Origin of the sequence: Myroides sp. NP-2 (assembly GCF_014145665.1) — a bacterium.
Taxonomy (GTDB): domain Bacteria; phylum Bacteroidota; class Bacteroidia; order Flavobacteriales; family Flavobacteriaceae; genus Flavobacterium.
In genome coordinates this window covers 45,821-66,069 of sequence record NZ_JACHTD010000010.1, presented here as the reverse complement: position 1 = coordinate 66,069, position 20,249 = coordinate 45,821, and the positions used below count along the sequence as shown (strand labels likewise).

General features: G+C 38.7%; 17 protein-coding genes and 1 riboswitch. Of the genes, 3 read left to right on the top strand and 14 right to left on the bottom strand.

The annotated features are described in order from the left end of the window. Position 1: 1 nt before the first annotated feature. Both thiC and thiS read right to left on the bottom strand, forming a co-directional pair. A complete protein-coding gene (gene thiC, locus H4K35_RS10840) occupies positions 2-1,819 on the bottom strand; it encodes a phosphomethylpyrimidine synthase ThiC (RefSeq protein ID WP_182627854.1) in 1,818 nt (605 codons plus the stop codon). 44 nt (positions 1,820-1,863) lie between these two features. Then, positions 1,864-2,070 (bottom strand): sulfur carrier protein ThiS, encoded by a 207-nt coding sequence (gene thiS, locus H4K35_RS10835; RefSeq protein ID WP_182627852.1) that lies wholly within the window; start codon positions 2,068-2,070, stop codon positions 1,864-1,866. A gap of 63 nt (positions 2,071-2,133) precedes the next feature. Further along, positions 2,134-2,229, bottom strand: a riboswitch (TPP riboswitch). 83 nt (positions 2,230-2,312) lie between these two features. Between thiS and H4K35_RS10830 the strand changes: the two genes are divergently transcribed. Then, positions 2,313-2,612, top strand: a complete 300-nt coding sequence (locus tag H4K35_RS10830) for a hypothetical protein (protein ID WP_182627850.1) — start codon at positions 2,313-2,315, stop codon at positions 2,610-2,612. A 165-nt stretch (positions 2,613-2,777) separates the two neighbouring features. On the opposite strand, the gene H4K35_RS10825 is transcribed toward H4K35_RS10830, so the two are convergent. The 7 genes from H4K35_RS10825 to polA all read right to left on the bottom strand — a co-directional run bounded on the left by H4K35_RS10825 (position 2,778) and on the right by polA (position 10,791). Then, positions 2,778-3,959, bottom strand: coding sequence for a dicarboxylate/amino acid:cation symporter (locus H4K35_RS10825; protein WP_182627848.1), 1,182 nt, complete (start codon positions 3,957-3,959; stop codon positions 2,778-2,780). 89 nt (positions 3,960-4,048) lie between these two features. After that, positions 4,049-5,014 (bottom strand): translation elongation factor Ts, encoded by a 966-nt coding sequence (gene tsf, locus H4K35_RS10820; protein WP_182627846.1) that lies wholly within the window; start codon positions 5,012-5,014, stop codon positions 4,049-4,051. Between the two features lie 106 nt (positions 5,015-5,120). Next, positions 5,121-5,864, bottom strand: a complete 744-nt coding sequence (gene rpsB, locus H4K35_RS10815; protein WP_002987799.1) for a 30S ribosomal protein S2 — start codon at positions 5,862-5,864, stop codon at positions 5,121-5,123. Positions 5,865-6,004: 140 nt separating this feature from the next. After that, on the bottom strand, positions 6,005-6,391 hold the full coding sequence (gene rpsI / locus H4K35_RS10810; RefSeq protein ID WP_182627844.1) for a 30S ribosomal protein S9: 387 nt from the start codon (positions 6,389-6,391) through the stop codon (positions 6,005-6,007). Further along, positions 6,391-6,846, bottom strand: a complete 456-nt coding sequence (gene rplM / locus H4K35_RS10805; RefSeq protein ID WP_182627842.1) for a 50S ribosomal protein L13 — start codon at positions 6,844-6,846, stop codon at positions 6,391-6,393. The genes rpsI and rplM overlap by 1 nt, the downstream gene beginning before the upstream one ends. Before the next feature lie 295 nt (positions 6,847-7,141). Further along, entirely contained in the window at positions 7,142-7,705 is a 564-nt protein-coding gene (locus H4K35_RS10800) for a 1-acyl-sn-glycerol-3-phosphate acyltransferase (RefSeq protein ID WP_182627840.1), read from the bottom strand. Positions 7,706-7,989: 284 nt separating this feature from the next. Beyond that, positions 7,990-10,791: a DNA polymerase I gene (gene polA, locus H4K35_RS10795; RefSeq protein WP_182627838.1), complete on the bottom strand. Its 2,802-nt coding sequence runs from the start codon at positions 10,789-10,791 to the stop codon at positions 7,990-7,992. A 455-nt stretch (positions 10,792-11,246) separates the two neighbouring features. On the opposite strand from polA, the gene H4K35_RS10790 reads away from it, so the two are divergent. Both H4K35_RS10790 and H4K35_RS10785 read left to right on the top strand, forming a co-directional pair. Further along, positions 11,247-12,482, top strand: coding sequence for a metallophosphoesterase (locus tag H4K35_RS10790; protein WP_182627836.1), 1,236 nt, complete (start codon positions 11,247-11,249; stop codon positions 12,480-12,482). Between the two features lie 76 nt (positions 12,483-12,558). Then, positions 12,559-12,852, top strand: coding sequence for a co-chaperone YbbN (locus H4K35_RS10785; protein WP_182627834.1), 294 nt, complete (start codon positions 12,559-12,561; stop codon positions 12,850-12,852). Here H4K35_RS10785 and H4K35_RS10780 read toward each other — a convergent pair. The 5 genes from H4K35_RS10780 to H4K35_RS10760 all read right to left on the bottom strand — a co-directional run bounded on the left by H4K35_RS10780 (position 12,847) and on the right by H4K35_RS10760 (position 19,788). Next, positions 12,847-13,461 (bottom strand): polysaccharide deacetylase family protein, encoded by a 615-nt coding sequence (locus H4K35_RS10780; RefSeq protein ID WP_182627832.1) that lies wholly within the window; start codon positions 13,459-13,461, stop codon positions 12,847-12,849. The two genes, H4K35_RS10785 and H4K35_RS10780, sit on opposite strands and share 6 nt — an antisense overlap. Before the next feature lie 135 nt (positions 13,462-13,596). Then, on the bottom strand, positions 13,597-15,003 hold the full coding sequence (locus H4K35_RS10775) for an efflux transporter outer membrane subunit (RefSeq protein WP_182627830.1): 1,407 nt from the start codon (positions 15,001-15,003) through the stop codon (positions 13,597-13,599). A gap of 1 nt (position 15,004) precedes the next feature. Further along, entirely contained in the window at positions 15,005-18,148 is a 3,144-nt protein-coding gene (locus H4K35_RS10770; protein ID WP_182627828.1) for an efflux RND transporter permease subunit, read from the bottom strand. A 3-nt stretch (positions 18,149-18,151) separates the two neighbouring features. Then, positions 18,152-19,306: an efflux RND transporter periplasmic adaptor subunit gene (locus H4K35_RS10765; RefSeq protein ID WP_182627826.1), complete on the bottom strand. Its 1,155-nt coding sequence runs from the start codon at positions 19,304-19,306 to the stop codon at positions 18,152-18,154. A gap of 5 nt (positions 19,307-19,311) precedes the next feature. Next, positions 19,312-19,788: a GbsR/MarR family transcriptional regulator gene (locus H4K35_RS10760; protein ID WP_182627824.1), complete on the bottom strand. Its 477-nt coding sequence runs from the start codon at positions 19,786-19,788 to the stop codon at positions 19,312-19,314. Positions 19,789-20,249: the final 461 nt, after the last annotated feature.

Sequence of the window (20,249 nt, the reverse complement as noted above, 5' to 3'; positions counted from 1 at the left end):
CTTACAAATAAATCTCTTTACCTGATTTGATAAATTCCTCTGCCATTTCCTTCATTCCTTGATTTGCAGTATCTCGAATTTCCTGTGAAATTTTCATCGAACAGAACTTCGGTCCACACATGGAACAAAAGTGTGCCACTTTAGCGGCGTCTGCTGGGAGGGTTTCATCGTGAAATTCTCTTGCAGTATCGGGATCTAACGACAAATTGAATTGATCTTCCCAACGGAATTCAAAACGCGCTTTACTCAAGGCGTTGTCTCGATATTGTGCGCCGGGATGCCCTTTGGCTAGATCGGCGGCATGTGCTGCTAGTTTGTATGTGATCACGCCGTCTTTCACGTCTTTTTTGTTGGGTAATCCCAAGTGTTCTTTCGGGGTTACATAGCACAGCATAGCCGTGCCATACCATCCAATCATCGCTGCGCCAATCGCGGATGTAATATGATCGTATCCCGGTGCTATATCTGTGGTCAAAGGGCCTAAAGTATAGAAAGGGGCCTCGCCACAATCGCGCAATTGTTTTTCCATATTTTCTTTGATCAGGTGCATGGGTACGTGTCCTGGTCCTTCGATCATGACCTGAACATCGTGTTTCCACGCAATTTTGGTCAATTCACCTAATGTTTCTAGCTCTGCAAATTGAGCTGCGTCATTCGCATCGGCAATAGATCCTGGTCGTAAACCATCCCCTAGTGAAAAGGCAATGTCGTACTGCTTCATAATCTCGCAGACTTCTTCAAAGTGAGTGTATAGGAAGTTTTCTTGGTGGTGATACAAGCACCATTTGGCCATAATAGACCCTCCGCGAGATACAATACCCGTAACGCGTTGGGCCGTAAGGTGGATGTAGCGCAAAAGTACCCCTGCGTGTATGGTAAAATAGGAAACACCTTGCTCAGCTTGTTCGATTAGCGTATCTCTAAATATCTCCCAAGTGAGGTCTTCGGCAACACCCTTGACTTTTTCTAAGGCTTGATAAATGGGAACCGTACCAATTGGTACAGGCGAATTGCGAATAATCCATTCGCGTGTTTCGTGTATGTTTTTTCCTGTTGATAGATCCATAATCGTATCTGCACCCCAGCGACACGCCCAAACCGCTTTCTCTACTTCTTCCTCAATGGTTGAGGTAACCGCACTATTGCCTATGTTCGCATTGATTTTTACCAAAAAATTTCGCCCAATAATCATCGGCTCACTCTCCGGATGATTGATATTGTTGGGAATAATCGCTCTCCCTGCTGCAATTTCTGCTCGTACAAACTCTGGTGTTATAACGTTTTTAGGTGTATTAGCTCCAAAACTTTGCCCTTGGTGTTGCTGTTTTAAGGATGGCGATACGTTCTCCAACTGCTCTAAACGCTGATTTTCGCGTATCGCTACATATTCCATTTCAGGAGTTATTATTCCCTGTTTAGCATAGTGCAATTGTGTGACATTTTTGCCAGGTTGCGCTACTTTGGGCTTGTGGGTAAATTCAAAACGCAAGTGTGCTAATGAGGGATCCTCTGCTCTTTTTTGCCCATATGCTGAGGTTAGTTGATCTAAAACAACAACATCGCCTCTATTGATAATCCATGATTCACGCAAACGCGGTAATCCCTTTTTGATATTGATGTTTTGGTTTTCGTCCGTATACGCACCAGAAGTGTCATATACTGTTACCGCTGGGTTTTCCTCTGTGGCTCCCGTGCTGAGTTTCGTTGGATGCAAAGTGATTTCGCGCATCGCCACGCGAATGGGAAATAAGCTTCCCTCCACATATATTTTTTTTGAATTGGGAAAAGGCGTTTGTGAGATTTTTTCGTGTTGTTCCATACGTTGATTTAATTTTAGTTTAAAATTGAAGAGTACTAATGGAATCAACCGCCTTGCGTCGCCGTAATGATCAGAATATCATCCGTTTCGCTTAGTAGATGTGTGAACCAATCCGATTTCGGAATAACGCAGTCGTTTACTGCAACAGCAATGCCTTTCTGTTGTGTGGGCCAATGCAGATCCAACAACAGCTGAATACTGATCGACTTTTGCTCAAAGTGAATTTTTTGATTGTTGATTTGTAGTTCCATTCCTCTTTTGTGTTTATGATACAACTTTAGGAGTGGCTACAAAAGGGTACGACAAGTACCAATTGAAGTCATCTTACTTTTCCCTACGCTAGTATGAACTAGATCAGGTTCAAAGGGTAAAATCTCAGCCTACTGATGTAGACACCCCTAAAGTTGAAGGCAAATATAAGCATTATTTGATAGGAAGCAAATGTTGGTTTATTTTTAAAAAAATATTAAATTCGACTAAAAATGAACAACTTATGAAAAGATCAGAGCTTAAATTTATGACCGATTGGGAAAACAGAAGGAAAAGTGGATGCCTCAAATACTGTCTCTTAGATGGAAGTGCTTTTGGTTTGATCATGCTCTTGTTTGTTGAGGTATTGACTTATTTTTTTGTGGCAAATTACACCTTTACATGGGCTCGATTAGGTTTTGCTTTTGGGGTTTGGGTCTTGGGAGGAATCACAATTTACGGTCCTTTGATGTGGCTAATCCATGGTTATTACTACAAAAAATTTTCCAAAAAATATGCGCTATATGCGCAAGAAAAGAAGTAAAGTAAACAAAAGGTATTTTGTGTTTTTGGGGTGTTTTATGTTTGATTAGCTGATGATAATAAACACTAAAATGATTTAAGTAGAAGCTGTCAATAGATAGATACAAAAAAAGTCAGAAGATTTCTTCTGACTTTTTTTGTATCTATAGGTTTTATTTTTTGAGCATTAGGCTTCTACAGCTACCTCATTGGTTTTCATACCTATTTTGTCTACGATAAGTGCGATTGCACCGTCTCCCATCACATTACACGCGGTTCCAAAGCTATCCATGGCAACATAGAGTGCGATCATCAAGGTCTGCTGCTCTTGGTTGAATCCCAAGATAGATTGTAATACACCTAAAGCAGCCATAATGGCTCCGCCAGGAACCCCGGGAGCGGCAATCATTGTTACGCCTAGCATAAAGATAAAACCAATCATAGCCAAGGGATCGATCGGTGTATTTTGAATGAGAAGCAAGGCAATTGCACAAGCAACAATTTTTAGCGTACTTCCCGCCAAGTGTATAGTAGCACAGAGGGGTACAACAAAACCTGCAATTTTAGGATTGACACCATTGTTTAAGGTCGACTCCAAAGTGACTGGAATTGTAGCCGCAGAGGATTGAGTACCCAAAGCGGTGAAATAGGCAGGTAACATGCGTTTCATAAGGAGGAAAGGATTCTTTTTTACCACCGCTCCGGCCACGCAATATTGAAAAACTAAAAAGACAATATGCAAGGCAAAAATGACCCCAATAATTTTCAAGAAGGTTTCCAGTACAGCAAATACTTGCCCACTGTAGGTCATGTTTAAGAACACACCGAAAATAAAGAGAGGTAAGCAAGGGATAATAATCCTTTCGATTACTGTAGTGATAATGGACTGAAACTCGTTAAAAACGCCCTTTAAATGCGTGAAAGGCCCCTTAGAAATACAAATCCCAATAATGAATGCTAAGATTAAGGCGCTCATTACATCAAATAGAGGTGGAATTTCGATTGAAAAGTAAGGGAGGAGTACCTTTTCTGTATTCACGACCAATGCTGTGGATTGCGTATTGAGTAACTGAGGAAAGATACTTATAGAAACCCCGTAAGAGCTAAAACCAGCTAATAGGGTGGAGCCATAAGCCAAAGCTGTAGTTAGCACTAAGAGTTTACCAGCTTCTTTGCCAATATTGCCAATCGCAGGAATAATTAATCCGACGATGATTAAGGGAATAAAAAAGCTTAGAAAATTCCCAAAGATAGCATTGAAAGTGCTAAAAATGCGGCTGATTCCCAAGGGGAGAATATCGCCTAAATAAGTCCCTAGCGCAATAGCTATAACAATTTGTAATAATAAACTGTTCTTGAGTAGTTTCATATCTTTTTGTTTTAAAAATACGAAAATAAATAAAAAAACCTCAAACATTTCGTTTGAGGTTTGATATTTTAATGTCTTTAGGAAAAATATTATCCTAGTGAAGCTCTTTTGAATCCTGTGATTTCAACACCAAAAGCTTTTACATAATCAGAAACCTTTTTAGATTCATCTTTGATGAAGTTTTGGTCTAATAATGCTTTCTCTTGGTCTAAAGTTGTATTGTCACTGATGAAACGAGCAACTTTTCCAGGTAAAATTCTATCCCAGATGTTTTCAGGTTTACCTTCAGCTTTTAATTCAGCTTTAGCATCTTCTTCCGCTTGTTTCAATACTTCTTCAGTAAGTTGAGCGTAAGAAATATATTGAGGTACATTTTTAAGTGTTTTACCTAAACGTACTAATTCTTCGTTTTCTTTAACAATAACTGCAATACGAGCTTCTGTTTCTTTCGCGATGAATTCTGCGTCAAAATCTTTGTAAGATAAAGTTTCAGCTCCCATTGAAGCAACTTGCATAGAAACGTCTTTAGCAATTTCCTCTGCTTTAGCAACTGCTGAAGATAAAGCAGTGATTGCAGCGATTTTGTTTCCGTGAACGTAAGAACCGATGAAAGCACCTTCTAATATTTCGAAAGAACCGATTTCGATTTTCTCACCGATAACTCCTGTTTGCTCGATACATTTGTCAGCAATAGTCATTGTGTCATTGTATGGAGAAGCTAAGAATTCTTCTTTTGTATTGAAGTTGATTGCTTTTTCAGCTAATTCTTTTGCCAATGCTTGGAACCCGTCATTTTTACCTACGAAGTCAGTTTCACAGTTTAATGTAATAACAACACCTCTAGTTTTGTCAGCGTTCACAAAAGCTACAGCAGCTCCTTCTGATGACTCACGGTCAGAACGGTTAGCAGCAACTTTTTGTCCTTTTTTACGTAAAACTTCGATTGCTTTATCGAAATCTCCTTCAGCTTCAACTAAAGCTTTTTTACAGTCCATCATTCCGGCACCTGTTTGTTGTCTCAGCTTGTTTACGTCTGCAGCAGTAATATTTGCCATTTTAGTAATCTTTTAAAGAGTTAATAAATTAAAAAAGTCGTTATTGACAGTTGAATACAAAGGTAAACATCTATCAGCATAACGACTTTATGATATTGTTAAAAAATTATGCTTTAGCTTCAGCGTCAGCTTTTACAGCTGGTGCTTCTTCTTTTTCAGATTTTCTTTCTGCATTACCTTCGATAATAGCAGCAGTCACTAAAGATAAAATTTTATCGATTGATTTAGAAGCATCATCGTTTGCTGGAATTACGTAGTCAACTTGACGTGGGTCAGAGTTCGTATCCACCATAGCGAAGATCGGAATGTTTAATTTTTGTGCTTCTTTAATCGCAATGTGTTCAGCTTTGATATCTACAACAAAAAGAGCAGCTGGTAGACGAGTCATATCAGCAATAGAACCTAAGTTCTTCTCTAATTTTGCACGAAGACGCTCAACTTGTAAACGCTCTTTCTTAGAAAGCGTCATAAATGTACCGTCTTTTTTCATTCTATCGATTGAAGCCATTTTTTTCACAGCTTTACGAATAGTAACGAAGTTTGTTAACATACCACCTGGCCATCTTTCAGTGATGTATGGCATGTTAGCCGCAGCTGCTTTTTCAGCTACGATGTCTTTCGCTTGCTTTTTTGTAGCAACGAAAAGGATTTTTCTTCCTGATGCAGCGATTTTTTTCAAAGCTTCATTTGCTTCTTCAATTTTAGCTGCAGTTTTATATAGATTGATAATGTGAATACCATTACGCTCCATATAGATATAAGGAGCCATGTTTGGATCCCACTTTCTAGTCATGTGTCCAAAATGAACACCTGCTTCTAGTAATTCTTTTACTTCTACTTTGTTTGCCATTTTCTAATAGTTTACGTTCTGTTACTTTAGCAATGATTCAGTAGCGATTTCTCGGTCTCAACCATTTAGATGCTAAACTACTTCTTACAAAAAATGCAAGTGCGCAACAAAAACCTAGATTTTTTAATAATAAATAAATATTAACGTTTAGAGAATTGGAATCTCTTACGAGCTTTCTTCTGACCAAATTTCTTACGCTCAACCATACGTGGGTCACGCGTTAATAAACCTTCTGGTTTTAAGATTGCTCTGTTCTCAACATCAATTTCGCACATCGCTCTAGCAATTGCCATACGCACTGCCTCAGCTTGTCCTGTAGTTCCTCCTCCGTATACATTTACTTTTACGTCAAAGTTCTCAGCGTTCTCAGTAAGTGTAAGAGGCTGTAATACTTTGTACTGTAATGTACCAGTAGGGAAATAAGTTGTAAAATCTTTTTTGTTTACTGTGATCTTTCCTGTTCCTTCTGAAACATAAACACGAGCAACAGCGGTTTTTCTTCTACCGATTTTGTGAATAACTCCCATTACTTAATTTCGTTTAAATTAACGGCTTTAGGTTGTTGAGCCTCATGTTTGTGCTCAGCGCCTACATTAACATTTAAATTACGGAATAATTGTGCTCCTAATTTGTTTTTAGGCAACATCCCTTTGATTGCTTTCTCTACTAATAATGCAGGGTTTTTTTGTTGCATTACTTTAGCAGTTAAAGATCTTTGTCCTCCTGGGTAACCTGTATGACGGATGTAAGTCTTGTCATCTAATTTGTTCCCTGTAAGGTTGATTTTTTCTGCGTTGATTACGATTACGTTGTCTCCACAGTCTACGTGCGGCGTGTAATTTGTCTTGTGTTTACCTCTTAAAAGTGTTGCCACTTTAGAAGCAAGACGTCCCAAATTTTGGCCTTCAGCATCTACAACTAACCATTCTTTTTGAACAGTTGCTTTGTTAGCTGATACAGTCTTGTAGCTTAAACTTTCCACAATAATTTTGTATTTAATTAAACATTCCATTCCCAATTAAGGGAGTGCAAAATTACATAATTTCTTTTATTATACAAATTCAATAGACTGTTTTTTGCTTTTATTTGCTATTAAATGACTGAGTTGTAATTTGTTTGAATAAAAAACCAAAGTTTTTTTGCGTACTATTTTCCCCGAAAAAAGGGTGGAGGTATTCGTACACAAATTGTTCATAATTACTGATTTTGTGTCAGGATAAATCAGTATCTATCCAAAATTACTCATAATGAGAGTGTTTCGATTCCAAGTTCTTTGTTTAATACAACTTTGGATTGTAATTTTCAGGATATTTTGCCATTTCTGGACTGTAGTAGGGCGCAATCTCGTCAAGTAGCTCTTCAAAGGATTTATCGCCTACTTTTATCAATTTCATGATGCCACATTGCTTCTTCTTGTAATCCGCATAGCACAAGGCAATCGGTATGTTTGTTTGTCTAGCCATGTGATAAAACCCCTGTTTCCATTTAGGGGAAAAAGAACGCGTTCCTTCGGGAGTATTAATCAAGGCAATTTCATCTGCTTCCTCGATGATTTGAACGGCATAGTCTACCAAGTTCTGACTTTTTGTACGGTCTACACCTATACACCCTATTGCCTTGAAGAAAAAACCAAACCACGATTTAGTGTAATAGTCTTTGATGAAGATTTTAAAAGGCATACCCAACACCCAAAAACAAGCCAAACTGTAGTAAAAATCCCAATTGGTGGTGTGGGGTACACAAATAAGTATACTCTTCTTCTCCTGCTTAAAGGATTCATCGTGAACCACTAGTTTCCATCCCGTGATGGCTAACATCAATTTTCCTATTGCTTTTTTCATGTAGTCAATGTATTGGAGTACAAAAGTACGAGTTTTTTTGAGAGGGGAGTGGTAGATAATTATTGGTGTTTGATTTTGAGGTATAGGCCAACTCCCTCCTTGTTTGGGTTAGTTTCGCTGAGGTTGATGGGTAGGTTTATCTCTGAACAACAAAGGGCTAAAAAAACTATTCACTTGTTTTTAATCACTCATTTCTCTAAAAAGGAAGAGGTTGTCTAAGCAGACAACCTCTTCCTTTTTAGTATCATAATGGCTTTATCTCCCAGTGGTTCCATGGTTTAAAACTAGTGTGCTTGAAGCCAGTTCTCTCCTGTTCCTAAATCAACAACAAGGGGAACAGCTAAGGTAAAGGCGTTTTCCATTTCTTGTTTGACCATGGTTTTTAACGCTTCTAGTTCTGCTTTGTGTGCATCAAACACCAACTCATCGTGTACTTGCAACAACATTTTTGATTGCCATTGTTCTTCAACCAATCGCTTGTGGATGCGGATCATCGCAATCTTAATGATATCTGCGGCACTTCCCTGTATTGGTGCATTTACGGCATTTCGCTCGGCCGCACTACGAACGACTGCGTTTTGGGAATGAATGTCTTTCAAATAGCGTCTTCGACCTAAAATGGTTTGTACATAGCCGTATTCTCTCGCAAATTCGATTTGCTGTGCGATATAATCTTTTAATTTCGGATAGGTTTCATAATAGGTGTCAATCAGCTCTTTGCTTTCCGCACGTGATAAATTCGTCTGATTGCTCAATCCAAAGGCAGACACACCATAGATAATACCAAAGTTTACTGTTTTGGCGTGACTTCTTTGTTCCTTTGTTACTTCTTCTAAAGGGACGTTGAAAACACGTGCCGCTGTAGAGCGGTGAATGTCTTCTCCTTTTTTGAAGGATTCAATCATGTTGGGTTCTTCACTCAGTGCTGCGATAATGCGCAATTCAATTTGAGAGTAATCCGCGGCCAGTAAGACGTAATTCTCATCACGAGCGACAAAGGCTTTGCGCACTAAACGGCCGCGTTCTGTGCGGATAGGGATATTCTGTAAGTTGGGGTTATTCGAACTCAGACGCCCTGTAGCAGCTACCGCTTGCATGTATTCGGTGTGAATGCGGTTAGTTGACGAATTGATTTGTTTCGGCAATGCATCTACATAGGTATTCTGAAGCTTAATCAATTGACGCCAATTTAAAATATCGGCTACAATCTGATGCTTAGGGGCTAATTCACTTAAAATTTCTTCTCCTGTAGCATATTGACCTGTTTTGGTCTTTTTGGGTTTAGCGCCTCCTATTTGCAATTTCTCAAATAAGATATCCCCTAACTGTTTGGGAGAAGCCAAATTAAAAGTCTCTCCCGCTGTTTCGTATATCGCTTGCTCTAATTGTTTGATATCGCTGTCTAAGGTGCTCGATAGTGACTGTAAGAATTCCACGTCTAAGCGAATTCCCTCATTTTCCATATCTGCAAGGACAGACACGAGGGGAATCTCGATGTTTTTAAATAAGTCAAGTGTAGCGGTTGCTTCTAGTTGTGGAAGAAACTCTTGTTTGAGTTGGAAGGTGATATCTGCATCTTCTCCTGCGTATTCCTTAACGAGTTCTACCTCAATTTCGCGCATGGTTTTTTGATTCTTCCCTTTTTTACCCAACAGGGCTTCAATAGGTTGTGGCGTGTATTTCAAATACGTTTCCGCCAATACATCCATGTTGTGACGCATATCAGGGTTGATCAAATAATGCGCAATCATAGTGTCAAACAACGGATGGTTGACTTGAATACCGTATTGTTTTAAAACTTTGATGTCGTATTTTAAATTCTGACCGATTTTCTCAATGGTTTCCGATTCAAAGAAAGGTTTGAAGTGAGCGAGTGTTTCTAGCACTTCGTCTTTATTGGCTGAAAGGGGAACGTAAAAAGCAGTACCTTTTTCAAAGGAGAAGGAAATACCTACTAATTCGGCAGTTAGCGGATCTAATCCTGTTGTTTCTGTATCAAAACACACGCTTTTTTGTTGCATTAATTGCTGAGCCAACAAGCGAATAGCCATAGGCGATTGTGCTAGTTGATACATGTGTTTCTTCGTTTCTAAGGTTTCAAAAGGCAAGGCTGTGGATGAACCGCCAGCAGTGCCAAATAAGTCCAACTGCTCTTCTGAATTGGCTGCTACTGTCGAAGTAGGAGCTTCTGAGGCGCTTTTTGAAGCGAAAATCTTATCGAATTGTTCTTTCATTCTTCTGAATTCCAACTCTATAAAAAGAGCATCCGTCTTTTCAACATCGGGTTGCTCTAAAATGTAGTTATCCGCGTTAAACTCAACCGGACAATCGAGTATAATTGTGGCTAATTGCTTCGAAAGAAGCCCTTTCTCTTTGTTCGCCTCAATGTTTTCTTTCATTTTTCCTTTTAGCTCATGGGTATTCGCCAAAAGATTTTCCATCGAACCGTATTCTTTGATGAATTTTTTTGCCGTTTTCTCACCTACTCCAGGTAATCCCGGAATATTGTCTACTGCATCTCCCATCATCCCCAAAAAGTCAATGACTTGTTCTGGGTGGTCCACTTCAAATTTCTCTTTTACCTTCTCAACATCCCAAATTTCAATACCATTGCCCATACGAGCAGGACGGTACATCACAATATTGTCGGAAACTAATTGGGCGTAGTCCTTATCAGGTGTTACCATGAATACTTTGAAGTCTTCCTTCTCCGCTTGTTTGGAAATGGTTCCAATTAGGTCATCAGCCTCAAATCCTGCTACCTCAATGATTGGGATATGCATAGCTTTTAGAATTTCCTTGATATAGGGAACCGCAATTTTAATCGCTTCGGGTGTTACATCTCGATTGGCTTTGTATTCAGGAAATATCGCCAAACGATCTTTACTTCCACCATTGTCAAAGGCAACTGCTAAATGATCGGGATTTTCTCTTTTAATGACATCTAAAAGTGAATTCATGAACCCCAATATCGCTGAAGTATCTAATCCTTTTGAGTTTACTCTTGGGTTTTTAATAAGTGCATAGTATCCCCTAAAGATTAAGGCATAGGCATCTAGTAAAAAAAGACGTTTTTGTTGAGCCATTGAATGATGGTTTTTATTTTAGTATTGAATTAATTTCAAAGATAGTGATTTTGTTTTTCTAAGCGAGAAGAACTCCAAATCCAACCAAATTTTCACAACAAGAGCAGCTTTTTTTCTTATGCTTTTTTTGTAGGTACGTTTATATGAGAAGAAAAAAGGTTTCATTTGAGTGGATGAATCAGAATAAGCCTAATAAACTAATATAACGTATACAGTAAAACAAGGACGATTGCCTATAAGGGGTACCGATAAAGTAGGTCGTGAAAATGTTGCGATATTATAGTTTTTTGCCAATAGTGATAGATAATGATCTAGGTGTTTATTTGTTGTTGCTCGTGTTTTGTTATCCTACACCACCTAAAATTGTCCATTTCACCTAGGAAGCTATTAATCTTTGTTAAAGATATTTTGATACGTTAGACAAAAAACTAACTTTGTTACTTATAGCTTTTACTATGTTGAATTTAGCCTTCTTATTACCTGTATTACTCCTTGTTGAATTTTATACCTTCCAAGCTGTAAAGCAGGTAACTGACCGTCGATTTTTTCGCTGGCTTTACCTTATTTGCTCTGCTTTAATTATTGCGTATATCGCGTATGGATTTTCTCGTTTTGATCGATCTTCGGGTCAAAATCATCAATCCATGTTGGCTGCCGCTATGGTTATCCTATTTTATCTTCCTAAAGTATTGATTTCGATTTTGTTGCTTTTGGAAGATTTTGTTCGCGTACTTCGCGGTATGGCTCACTATTTTAAAAGAGAAAAAATCAAACAAAAAGATAGATTCCTTCCAGAGAGGAGAAAGTTTGTTACGCAATTGGCGCTGGGTATTGCCGCTCTTCCATTCCTGTCTGTTCTGCACGGAATTACCTTAGGGCGATATAAATTTCAGGTGCACAAACACATTTTGACTTTTGAAGATTTGCCAGAGGCCTTTGATGGATTTACCATTACTCAACTTTCCGATATTCATTCGGGTAGTTTTGACAACCGAGAACAATTAGAATATGCCATTGATTTAGTGAATCAACAGCAATCGGATTTGTTGTTATTCACAGGAGATTTGGTCAATAGTTTGGCCAGCGAAATGATGCCTTGGTTGGATGTTTTCAAAAAGATTGAGCAGCATCCTTATGGCAATTTTTCTATTTTAGGGAATCACGATTATGGCGAGTATATCAAATGGGAGACAGACGAGGAGCGCATTCGCAATTTTGAAGCAATTTGCGATTTGAGTCCTGCCATTGGTTTTAAGCTGTTGCGCAATGAACATGTTCGCTTGCAAAAAGGAGAGGATAGTTTGGTTGTAGTTGGCGTAGAAAATTGGGGAGCACGTGCGCATTTTATGAAATATGGCGATTTGGATCTAGCGACGAAAGGGGTTCGTCCTGAAGATTTTAAAGTGTTGATGACGCATGATCCATCGCATTGGGAGGCAAAGGTGTTAGATCATCCACAGCAGTTTCAGCTAACCTTGTCTGGGCATACACATGGTAGTCAGTTCGGTATTGAAATACCGGGATTTATCAAATGGAGCCCCATCCAATACGTCTATAAGCAATGGGCAGGAGTATATGAAAAGTTAGGTAAAATGATTTACGTAAACCGCGGTTTTGGCTATCACGCCTATCAAGGACGTACTGGTATTTGGCCAGAAATTACCGTTCTTGAATTGAGGAAGAAAAAATAGTTTATTCTACTAAAATGTAATATTTTTGTAATAATAAGTTGTTAAAGAAGAAGTAAAATCATTAATTGAGAGGTTTATGTCAAAATTCGGAGATTTAGTAACAGCAGATGTGCCGGTATTAGTTTTTTTCTATGCGCAGTGGAATGATGCTTGTACAACCATGGATGCTGTTATCTATGAAATTGCAGCTGCTATGGGGGATAAGTTGCGTATTGTTAAGATTGATGTAGCTAAGAATAGTGAATTAATAGAAGCATTGCGTATCAAAAAGGTACCTACCATGTTGTTGTACAAAAATGGAGCAATGATTTGGAGACAAAGTGGACTAATGGAAGCCGAAGCTTTACTTAGTGTCACGACCACCTTATAAAAGAGCAAAAGAGTATCCCTTTTCTTTTAGGTGTTTAATCAATAAGGGAAGGGTGTACTTCATGTTTTTTTCTGCTTTTATACTATCGTGAAAGACAATAATACTACCTGGTTTAACTCGCTTAAGGGTGCGGTTTAGACAAGCTTGTGGACTTATTTTCGCTTCGTAATCTTTTGTGATAAGCGACCACATAATTACTTCATACCCTTGATCTACAATATATTTTCCTTGTTCTTTTTTGATTTTCCCATAGGGAGGACGGAATAACTGAGCCAATGGTTTTTGGTGCTTTTCGATTTCTTGTTGACATTGGTGAAAATTGGCAATATACTCCTTCAAAGGGGTTTTCCATCCCTTGAGGTGATTAAAGGTGTGATTGCCTACTTGATGTTTTTCTGCTAGAAGGCGCTGAAAAACATGAGGGTGTTTGCGTATATTATCCCCAATGCAGAAAAATGTTGCTTTGATCTGCTGTTCCTTCAATAGATCCAAGACCCATTCGGTTACACCGGGAATAGGCCCATCATCAAATGTCAGATAAACTACCTTTTCACTAGTAGTTCTCTTCCAAGTGTATTGTGGAAATAAAAAAGATAGGAATCGACTCATAATTCAAAGATAAGAAAAAAGGTCTAACCCCTGTCGAGGGGTTGCCGTTGACTAAAAAAATACGTTTTCGATAAAAGCAAAAGAGGATGTCCCTTTTAGGGACACCCTCTTTTTAACTATGGATGTGTTGGTGTACTATTCTATTCCACCACCTAGAGAACGGTACAACTGTACTAAAGTAGTAAGTTGAGTTAACTCGGTGTTGATGTAGCTTAATTCAGCGGCAAGAGCATTTTCTCTCGCTGTTAATACATCTAAGTACGTCGCCATCCCTTGCACCAATAATTCTTCAGAATAAGTGGTGGCTAATTGATAGGCTTCGTATTCTTTTTTCTTCAGGTCTAATTTTTCCGAAGCACTTTCATAGGTATACAAGGCGTCAGAAACCTCTTTAGAAGCCGTTAAGATTGCTTTTTTGTACCCAAGATACGCTTGTTCTTTTTTGGATTGAGCTACTTGGTGTTGCGTTCTGATCTGTCTACCATTTAACAAAGGCTGGGTTAAACCACCGATGAAGTTAGCAAACACAGAACTCGTATTGAATAACTCGTCAAAATCAAGACTTTGAAGACCGCCATTTGCAGTTAAACGCAAAGAAGGGTAGAAGTTTGCTCGCGCAACATTCGTCATCTCAAAAGCGTTTACTAAGCCGTATTCTGCTGCTCGAACATCTGGACGATTGGCCAAGAGTTGCATAGGAACACCAATGGTAAGATCAGCATTCACTTTTTGATCACTCAACTTCTCTCTTTTGATCTCCCCTGGATTTTGTCCGAGTAAAATACTGAAAGTATTCTCAGTTATTTTGATGTTGTTGTTTAAATCAACCAATAAAGCTTGCGCATTGTACAGTTGTGCTTGCGTTTGTTTTACTGCGATTTCGTCAACTTGTCCAGATTCTTTTAACGCGTTAATTGTCTCTAAACTGTTTTTTCTGTTCGCAATGGTTAGTTCTGTAATCTCCTTTTGTCTGTCTAATGCAACTAATTGAAAATACGTAGTTGCAATGGTAGAGATTAGCTGTGTTTTTACAGCTTGTTGTGCAGATACGGTTTGCAAATAACTTGCCACAAACGCTCTTTTGTTACTTCTGAGTTTACCCCAAACATCTAACTCCCAAGAAAACTGCCCTGTAACATCATACAAGTCTGTTTTTACGCGTTTGTCGCCATACATAATCCCTTGTGGACCATTTTTAGACTGAATGCTGTGGGTGTAATTTGCACCAACACTTAAAGTAGGAGCATAGCCCCATTTACCTTGTTGCATATACGCTTGGGCAGCATTGATATTCTCAATGGCAATTAGCATGTCCAAGTTGTTTTCTAACCCAGTCTCAATATACTGAATTAAGGTTTGGTCAGAAAATAACTCCTTCCATGACATTGTAGCCATGGAAAGAGAGTCTGAAGTACTACTACCTCTATATTGTTCCTCTTGAATAACATCAGGTCTATCGTATTTCTTTGCAACTATACAAGATTGCAAGGTAAGTCCTAATATAGCAACAGGAATCGCTCTGTATATAAATTGTTTTTTCATTTTATTCAGACTTAATTTCTTCAAATTTAATTGGTTTAATTTTCTCTTGAAGATATTGGAATATTGCATACAATACAGGAATTACAAATACCCCGATAATCGTACCAATCAATAAACCAAATGCAGCACCTGTACCGATTGAACGGTTTCCAATATATCCAACTCCACCTGCGAAAACTAATGGCATTAATCCTAAGATAAACGCAAATGACGTCATCAGAATCGGTCTTAAACGCGCTTTCGCTCCGTTGATTGCTGACTCTACAATTGATTCACCATGTCTTCTGCGTTGAACAGCGAACTCCACAATCAAAATGGCGTTTTTCGCGAGTAGTCCAACGAGCATGACCAGGGCAATCTGGAAGTAAATATTGTTTTCTAAACCTGCTATTTTTTGCGCAAGGAATGCTCCCATGATACCAGTTGGCAACGATAAAATTACCGCAAATGGCAACATATAACTTTCGTATTGTGCAGAGAGTAAGAAGTATACAAATACCACACATAAGAAGAAAATTAATACCGTTTGGTTTCCTGCATTAATCTCCTCACGAGATAGTCCGGTAAAGTCAACGCCATAACTCGCTGATAAGTTTTGTTGCGCAACTTCTTGTACTGCTTTAATTGCATCTCCCGAACTGAATCCAGGTTTTGGAGCTCCTGTAATATTCGATGAAGTAAATAAGTTGTAACGGTTGATCGACTGTGGTCCGTAAACTTTGGTCAAGTTTACAAACTGTGTGATTGGAGCCATCTCGCCTGAACCTGTTCTCACATAAATCTCATTTAAGCTATTTACATTTGAACGATATTCTGGTAAAGATTGAACCATTACACGGAATTGTTTACCAAAACGAGTAAAGTCAGCCGCATATATACCTCCAATATACCCTTGTAAAGCAGAGAAAATGTCGCTTACTAATACGCCTGATTCTTTGGCTCTTGGTATATTTAAGTCTAACTCATATTGTGCGTAGTTCGTGTTAAATGACGATTGCGCATACAAGATCTCAGGACGTGCCATTAATGCACCTAAGTACTCTTTTGATTTCGCGTCGAAATCAGTTAACGAACCTCCTGTTTTATCTAATAATTTTAGCTCAAAACCAGATGACATACCGAAACCAGGAATACTTGGCGGTTGGAAGAAAATCATCCTTGCATCTTGGAATTGTGTTGCTGCTAATCCGAATAATTTTCCAATTACCACATCAGTCGCTAATTCTGGCGCTTTTCTTTCTTTAAAGTCTTTCAACTTGATCATCGCCATACCGTAGTTTGACCCTTGACCGTTGATGAAAGAGAATCCGGATACTACAGTTACCCCATCAACCCCTGGAATTTGTTTTACGATTTTCGAGAATTCTCGCTGAATAGCTACCACACGGTCTTGAGAAGCACCTGCTGGTAACTCAATGTTACCCATGATGAATCCACGATCTTCGTTTGGTACGAATCCAGTAGGCATTGTTTTGGCCGAAAAATAAGTGATCCCTAAACACGCAATTAAAACTACAAAGGTGATCCATTTGTGCTTTAATAATAGCTTGAATGAGTTACCGTATTTTTCTGTAATGCTATTAAATGCGATGTTGAACGCTCTAAAGAAACGTTGAAGTAAATTCTTTCTCTTTCCGTGCTCTACCACATCGTGGTGTTTCAAGAATACCGCACATAGGGCAGGACTCAAGGTAAGAGCGTTTACTGCTGAAATTAAAATCGCAATAATAAGGGTAATACCGAACTGTTTATAGAATACTCCCGTAGGACCACTAATAAAGGTTACCGGAATAAATACTGCCGCCATTACTAGGGTAATCGAAATAATCGCACCTGAAATTTCATCCATGGTACTTTTACTCGCTTCCAGAGCATCTTCACCCGTGGCTTCCATCTTGGCATGGACGGCCTCCACCACAACGATGGCATCATCCACCACAATACCAATGGCAAGTACGAGGGCAAATAGGGTTAGTAAGTTCAACGAGAATCCAAAAACATTCAAGAAGAAGAACGTACCCACAATTGAAACCGGTACTGCAATCAACGGAATTAACGTTGATCTAAAGTCTTGTAAGAAGATATATACCACAAAGAACACTAAGATAAACGCTTCAATTAACGTAGTTACTACCTTACTGATTGAAGCATCCAAGAATTCATTGGTATCCATCAACACTTTGTAGTGAATTCCGTCAGGGAAGTTTTTCGATAGAGATTCTAACTCAGCATGTAAGTGCTTGTTAATTTCTTGTGCGTTTGAACCTGGCGTTTGGTAGATCGCCATCGCAACTGCCGGGTGTCCGTCTAGTTCCGAGTTACCTACATAGGACATCGCACCTAGCTCAATCTTAGCTACGTCTTTTAATAAAAGTATTTGTCCATTAGCTAATGACTTAATAACAATATTTTCATATTGTTCTTGTGTTTTATACTTTCCGCTGTATTTAATTACGTATTGGAAAGCTTCTGCATTGTTTTCACCCAACTGTCCTGCAGCAGCCTCCAAACTTTGTTCGTTTAATACGCGAACAACATCTGACGGTACTAGGCCATAGGCTTTCATTTTTGCAGGTTCAATCCAAATACGCATCGAGTAGTTACGCGAACCAAATGCCTGAGCATCCCCTACACCACTTACACGTTTTAACTCAGGAATAACGTTAATATTCATGTAGTTTTGGATGTAAATCGCATCGTAGTTTGGATTGTCCGAGTAGAATGACAAGAACATCAACGCACTGGTTTGTTGCTTTTGTGTCGTTACACCTGAACGCGTTACCTCTGCTGGTAAAAGCGGTGTAGCACGGGCCACACGGTTTTGTACGTTTACTGCTGCAATATCCGGGTCAACCCCTTGTTTAAAGATTACTTGAATACTCGCGCTACCGTCATTACTGGCAGTAGAGGTAATGTAATCCATGTTTTCTACCCCGTTTACTTGCTCTTCAATCGGGATGATCACACTTTGCATGACAGTTTCAGCATTCGCACCTGGATAACTGGCGTTAATTTGAACTGTAGCAGGCGCAATATCAGGATATTGCGTTACCGGAAGCGCGGTTAACCCTAACACCCCCAAGATTACTATTAGAATAGAAATAACTGTCGATAGAACAGGTCTTTCAATAAATGTCTTTAACATAGTTTAGAATGTTGGTTTGTAGTCGTTGATCTTCTCAATTGTCGTTGGCGTTGGTGTAATCGCTGTTCCATTGCGCAACGTACCCAATCCTGTACCTACAATTGTTTGTCCTTTTTCAAGACCCGATTTTACAACAGCTAGTTTGTTTACGCGATCTATTACTTCTACTTGAGTCGCTTTTACTGTGTCATTCTCTACTTTATACACATAGATTTGACCTTGCTGCTCGAAAGTTGAAGATTCTGGAATAACCATCGCATCAGTATACGTTTGTGGAATTAGTAAAGTTCCACTGTTCCCTGTGCTCAAAATGCGCTCTTTGTTCGGGAATGCCGCACGTACTTGTACTGTACCTGTTGCTGTGTTGATTTGTCCACTGATTGTTTCGATTTTTCCTTTGTATTGGTAAGTCGATCCATTAGCTAGCTGTAACTCAACTTCTGGTAAATGATTTAATTTTTCTTTTAATGTATTTCCTTCAATTTTCTCAACGAAGTTAAAGTACTCCTTCTCATTCATAGAGAAATAAGCAAACATCTCGCTGTCGTCAGAAACTGTGGTCAACGGTGTAGGATCGCTAGGTGAAATTAACGTTCCCTCACGGAAGGCGATAGCCCCTACAATACCATCTATTGGGCTTCTCACAATAGAGAAATCAATATTTGCAGCTACACTATTGTAGTTCGCTCTAGCCGAAGCTAGTTGGCTTTGTGCACTAGCTAGATTTGCTTTTGCCGTCTCCAATTGAATGTTACTGATAATTCCTTTTTGTACTAAAGGAACTAATTTGTCTACATTGACTTGTGCTACATTAACTTGAGCCTCGGCTGTTTTGATGGCTGCTTTGCTAGCATCCGCATTTTGTGTTAAAACATTGGTTTCTAAACGGAATAAAGGTTGTCCCTTTTTTACTAGTGAACCTTCGTCTACGTAAACTTCCTGTATGTATCCTGTTATTTTCGCGCGAACGCTACTAGTAACTTTTCCCTGTAGGGATGTTGGATACGAAGTATGACCAACAACATCTTGTGTTGGAACTTGAATTACTTGGTATGGCATTGGACCTTGCCCTCCTTGTGCTTGCTCTTTCTTTCCGCATGATATTACGGCAAGTGATGAAAGAGAACCAAGAACGATAGTATGCAAATAACGTTTCATATAAATTACTGGTTTGTACTTTTTAATTTTTCTATTGTGTTTGCTAACTGAACTTTGCTGTTTTCTAAGTGATCGATATAGAGTTTCATTTTCGCTTGACAGTTGTTGGTGTTGATTAAGCCTTCTTCGGCAAATCCTTTGAGTTTTAAGGTCAAGACTGACTCGCGATCTAACATATTTTTGATCAACTCTAATCGTGCGGTTATAAAATTGGAATTTAAACGGAAAAACCGCTTCCGTTCGTCTATTTTGTTGAAGTGCTCAATCTGGTTGTTGCTGATAAGTAAGTTCAAACTAGTGGATACGGAACTCTTACTCGCATTTAACCGGTCTACAAGTTCGTCGAAAGTCACTCCATCTCGATTGTTGTTGAACATAATGTAAGTGTAGATCTGCGCCGTTAATGGCGAGAAATGATATACCACTTCATGATGTGCACAAAAATCTTGGAATAAATCGACTAATCGTTGGTCGTATTGCATATTGAGAATGATTCTATAATAATTAAGTAGCGCAAAGATAGGGTTAGTTTTGTAATCACCAAACCAAACAAACTTAAAGTTCTCTTAAATTATGTAGACGACGTCTATATAAGGTGAAAATTCAATGTTAAAAGGGGTTAGAGGATGATTGAATGGTTTTTAATTCCCTGTATTCATAGCGAATTTCTCAAAATATGAATTGTTTTTTTGTTTATATGGATGGGGTTGTTAGAATAGTTTTGCGTATTTCACAAGGAAATAGTAAGAAAAAAAAAGAGGTATTTTCGCCTAATCATTCAGTTTAAACACCGTTCGTCATAAAAATGACCTTGTTTTGGGAGGAAGATGGATTTGGAAAGGTAGAAAACTCTTTTGGGAGAGGGGAACAGGATGTGAATTTGATTAGAATTGATGCGAAAAAAGATTTTTTTTAAGCAATTGTTTTGGGATATCTTATTGAT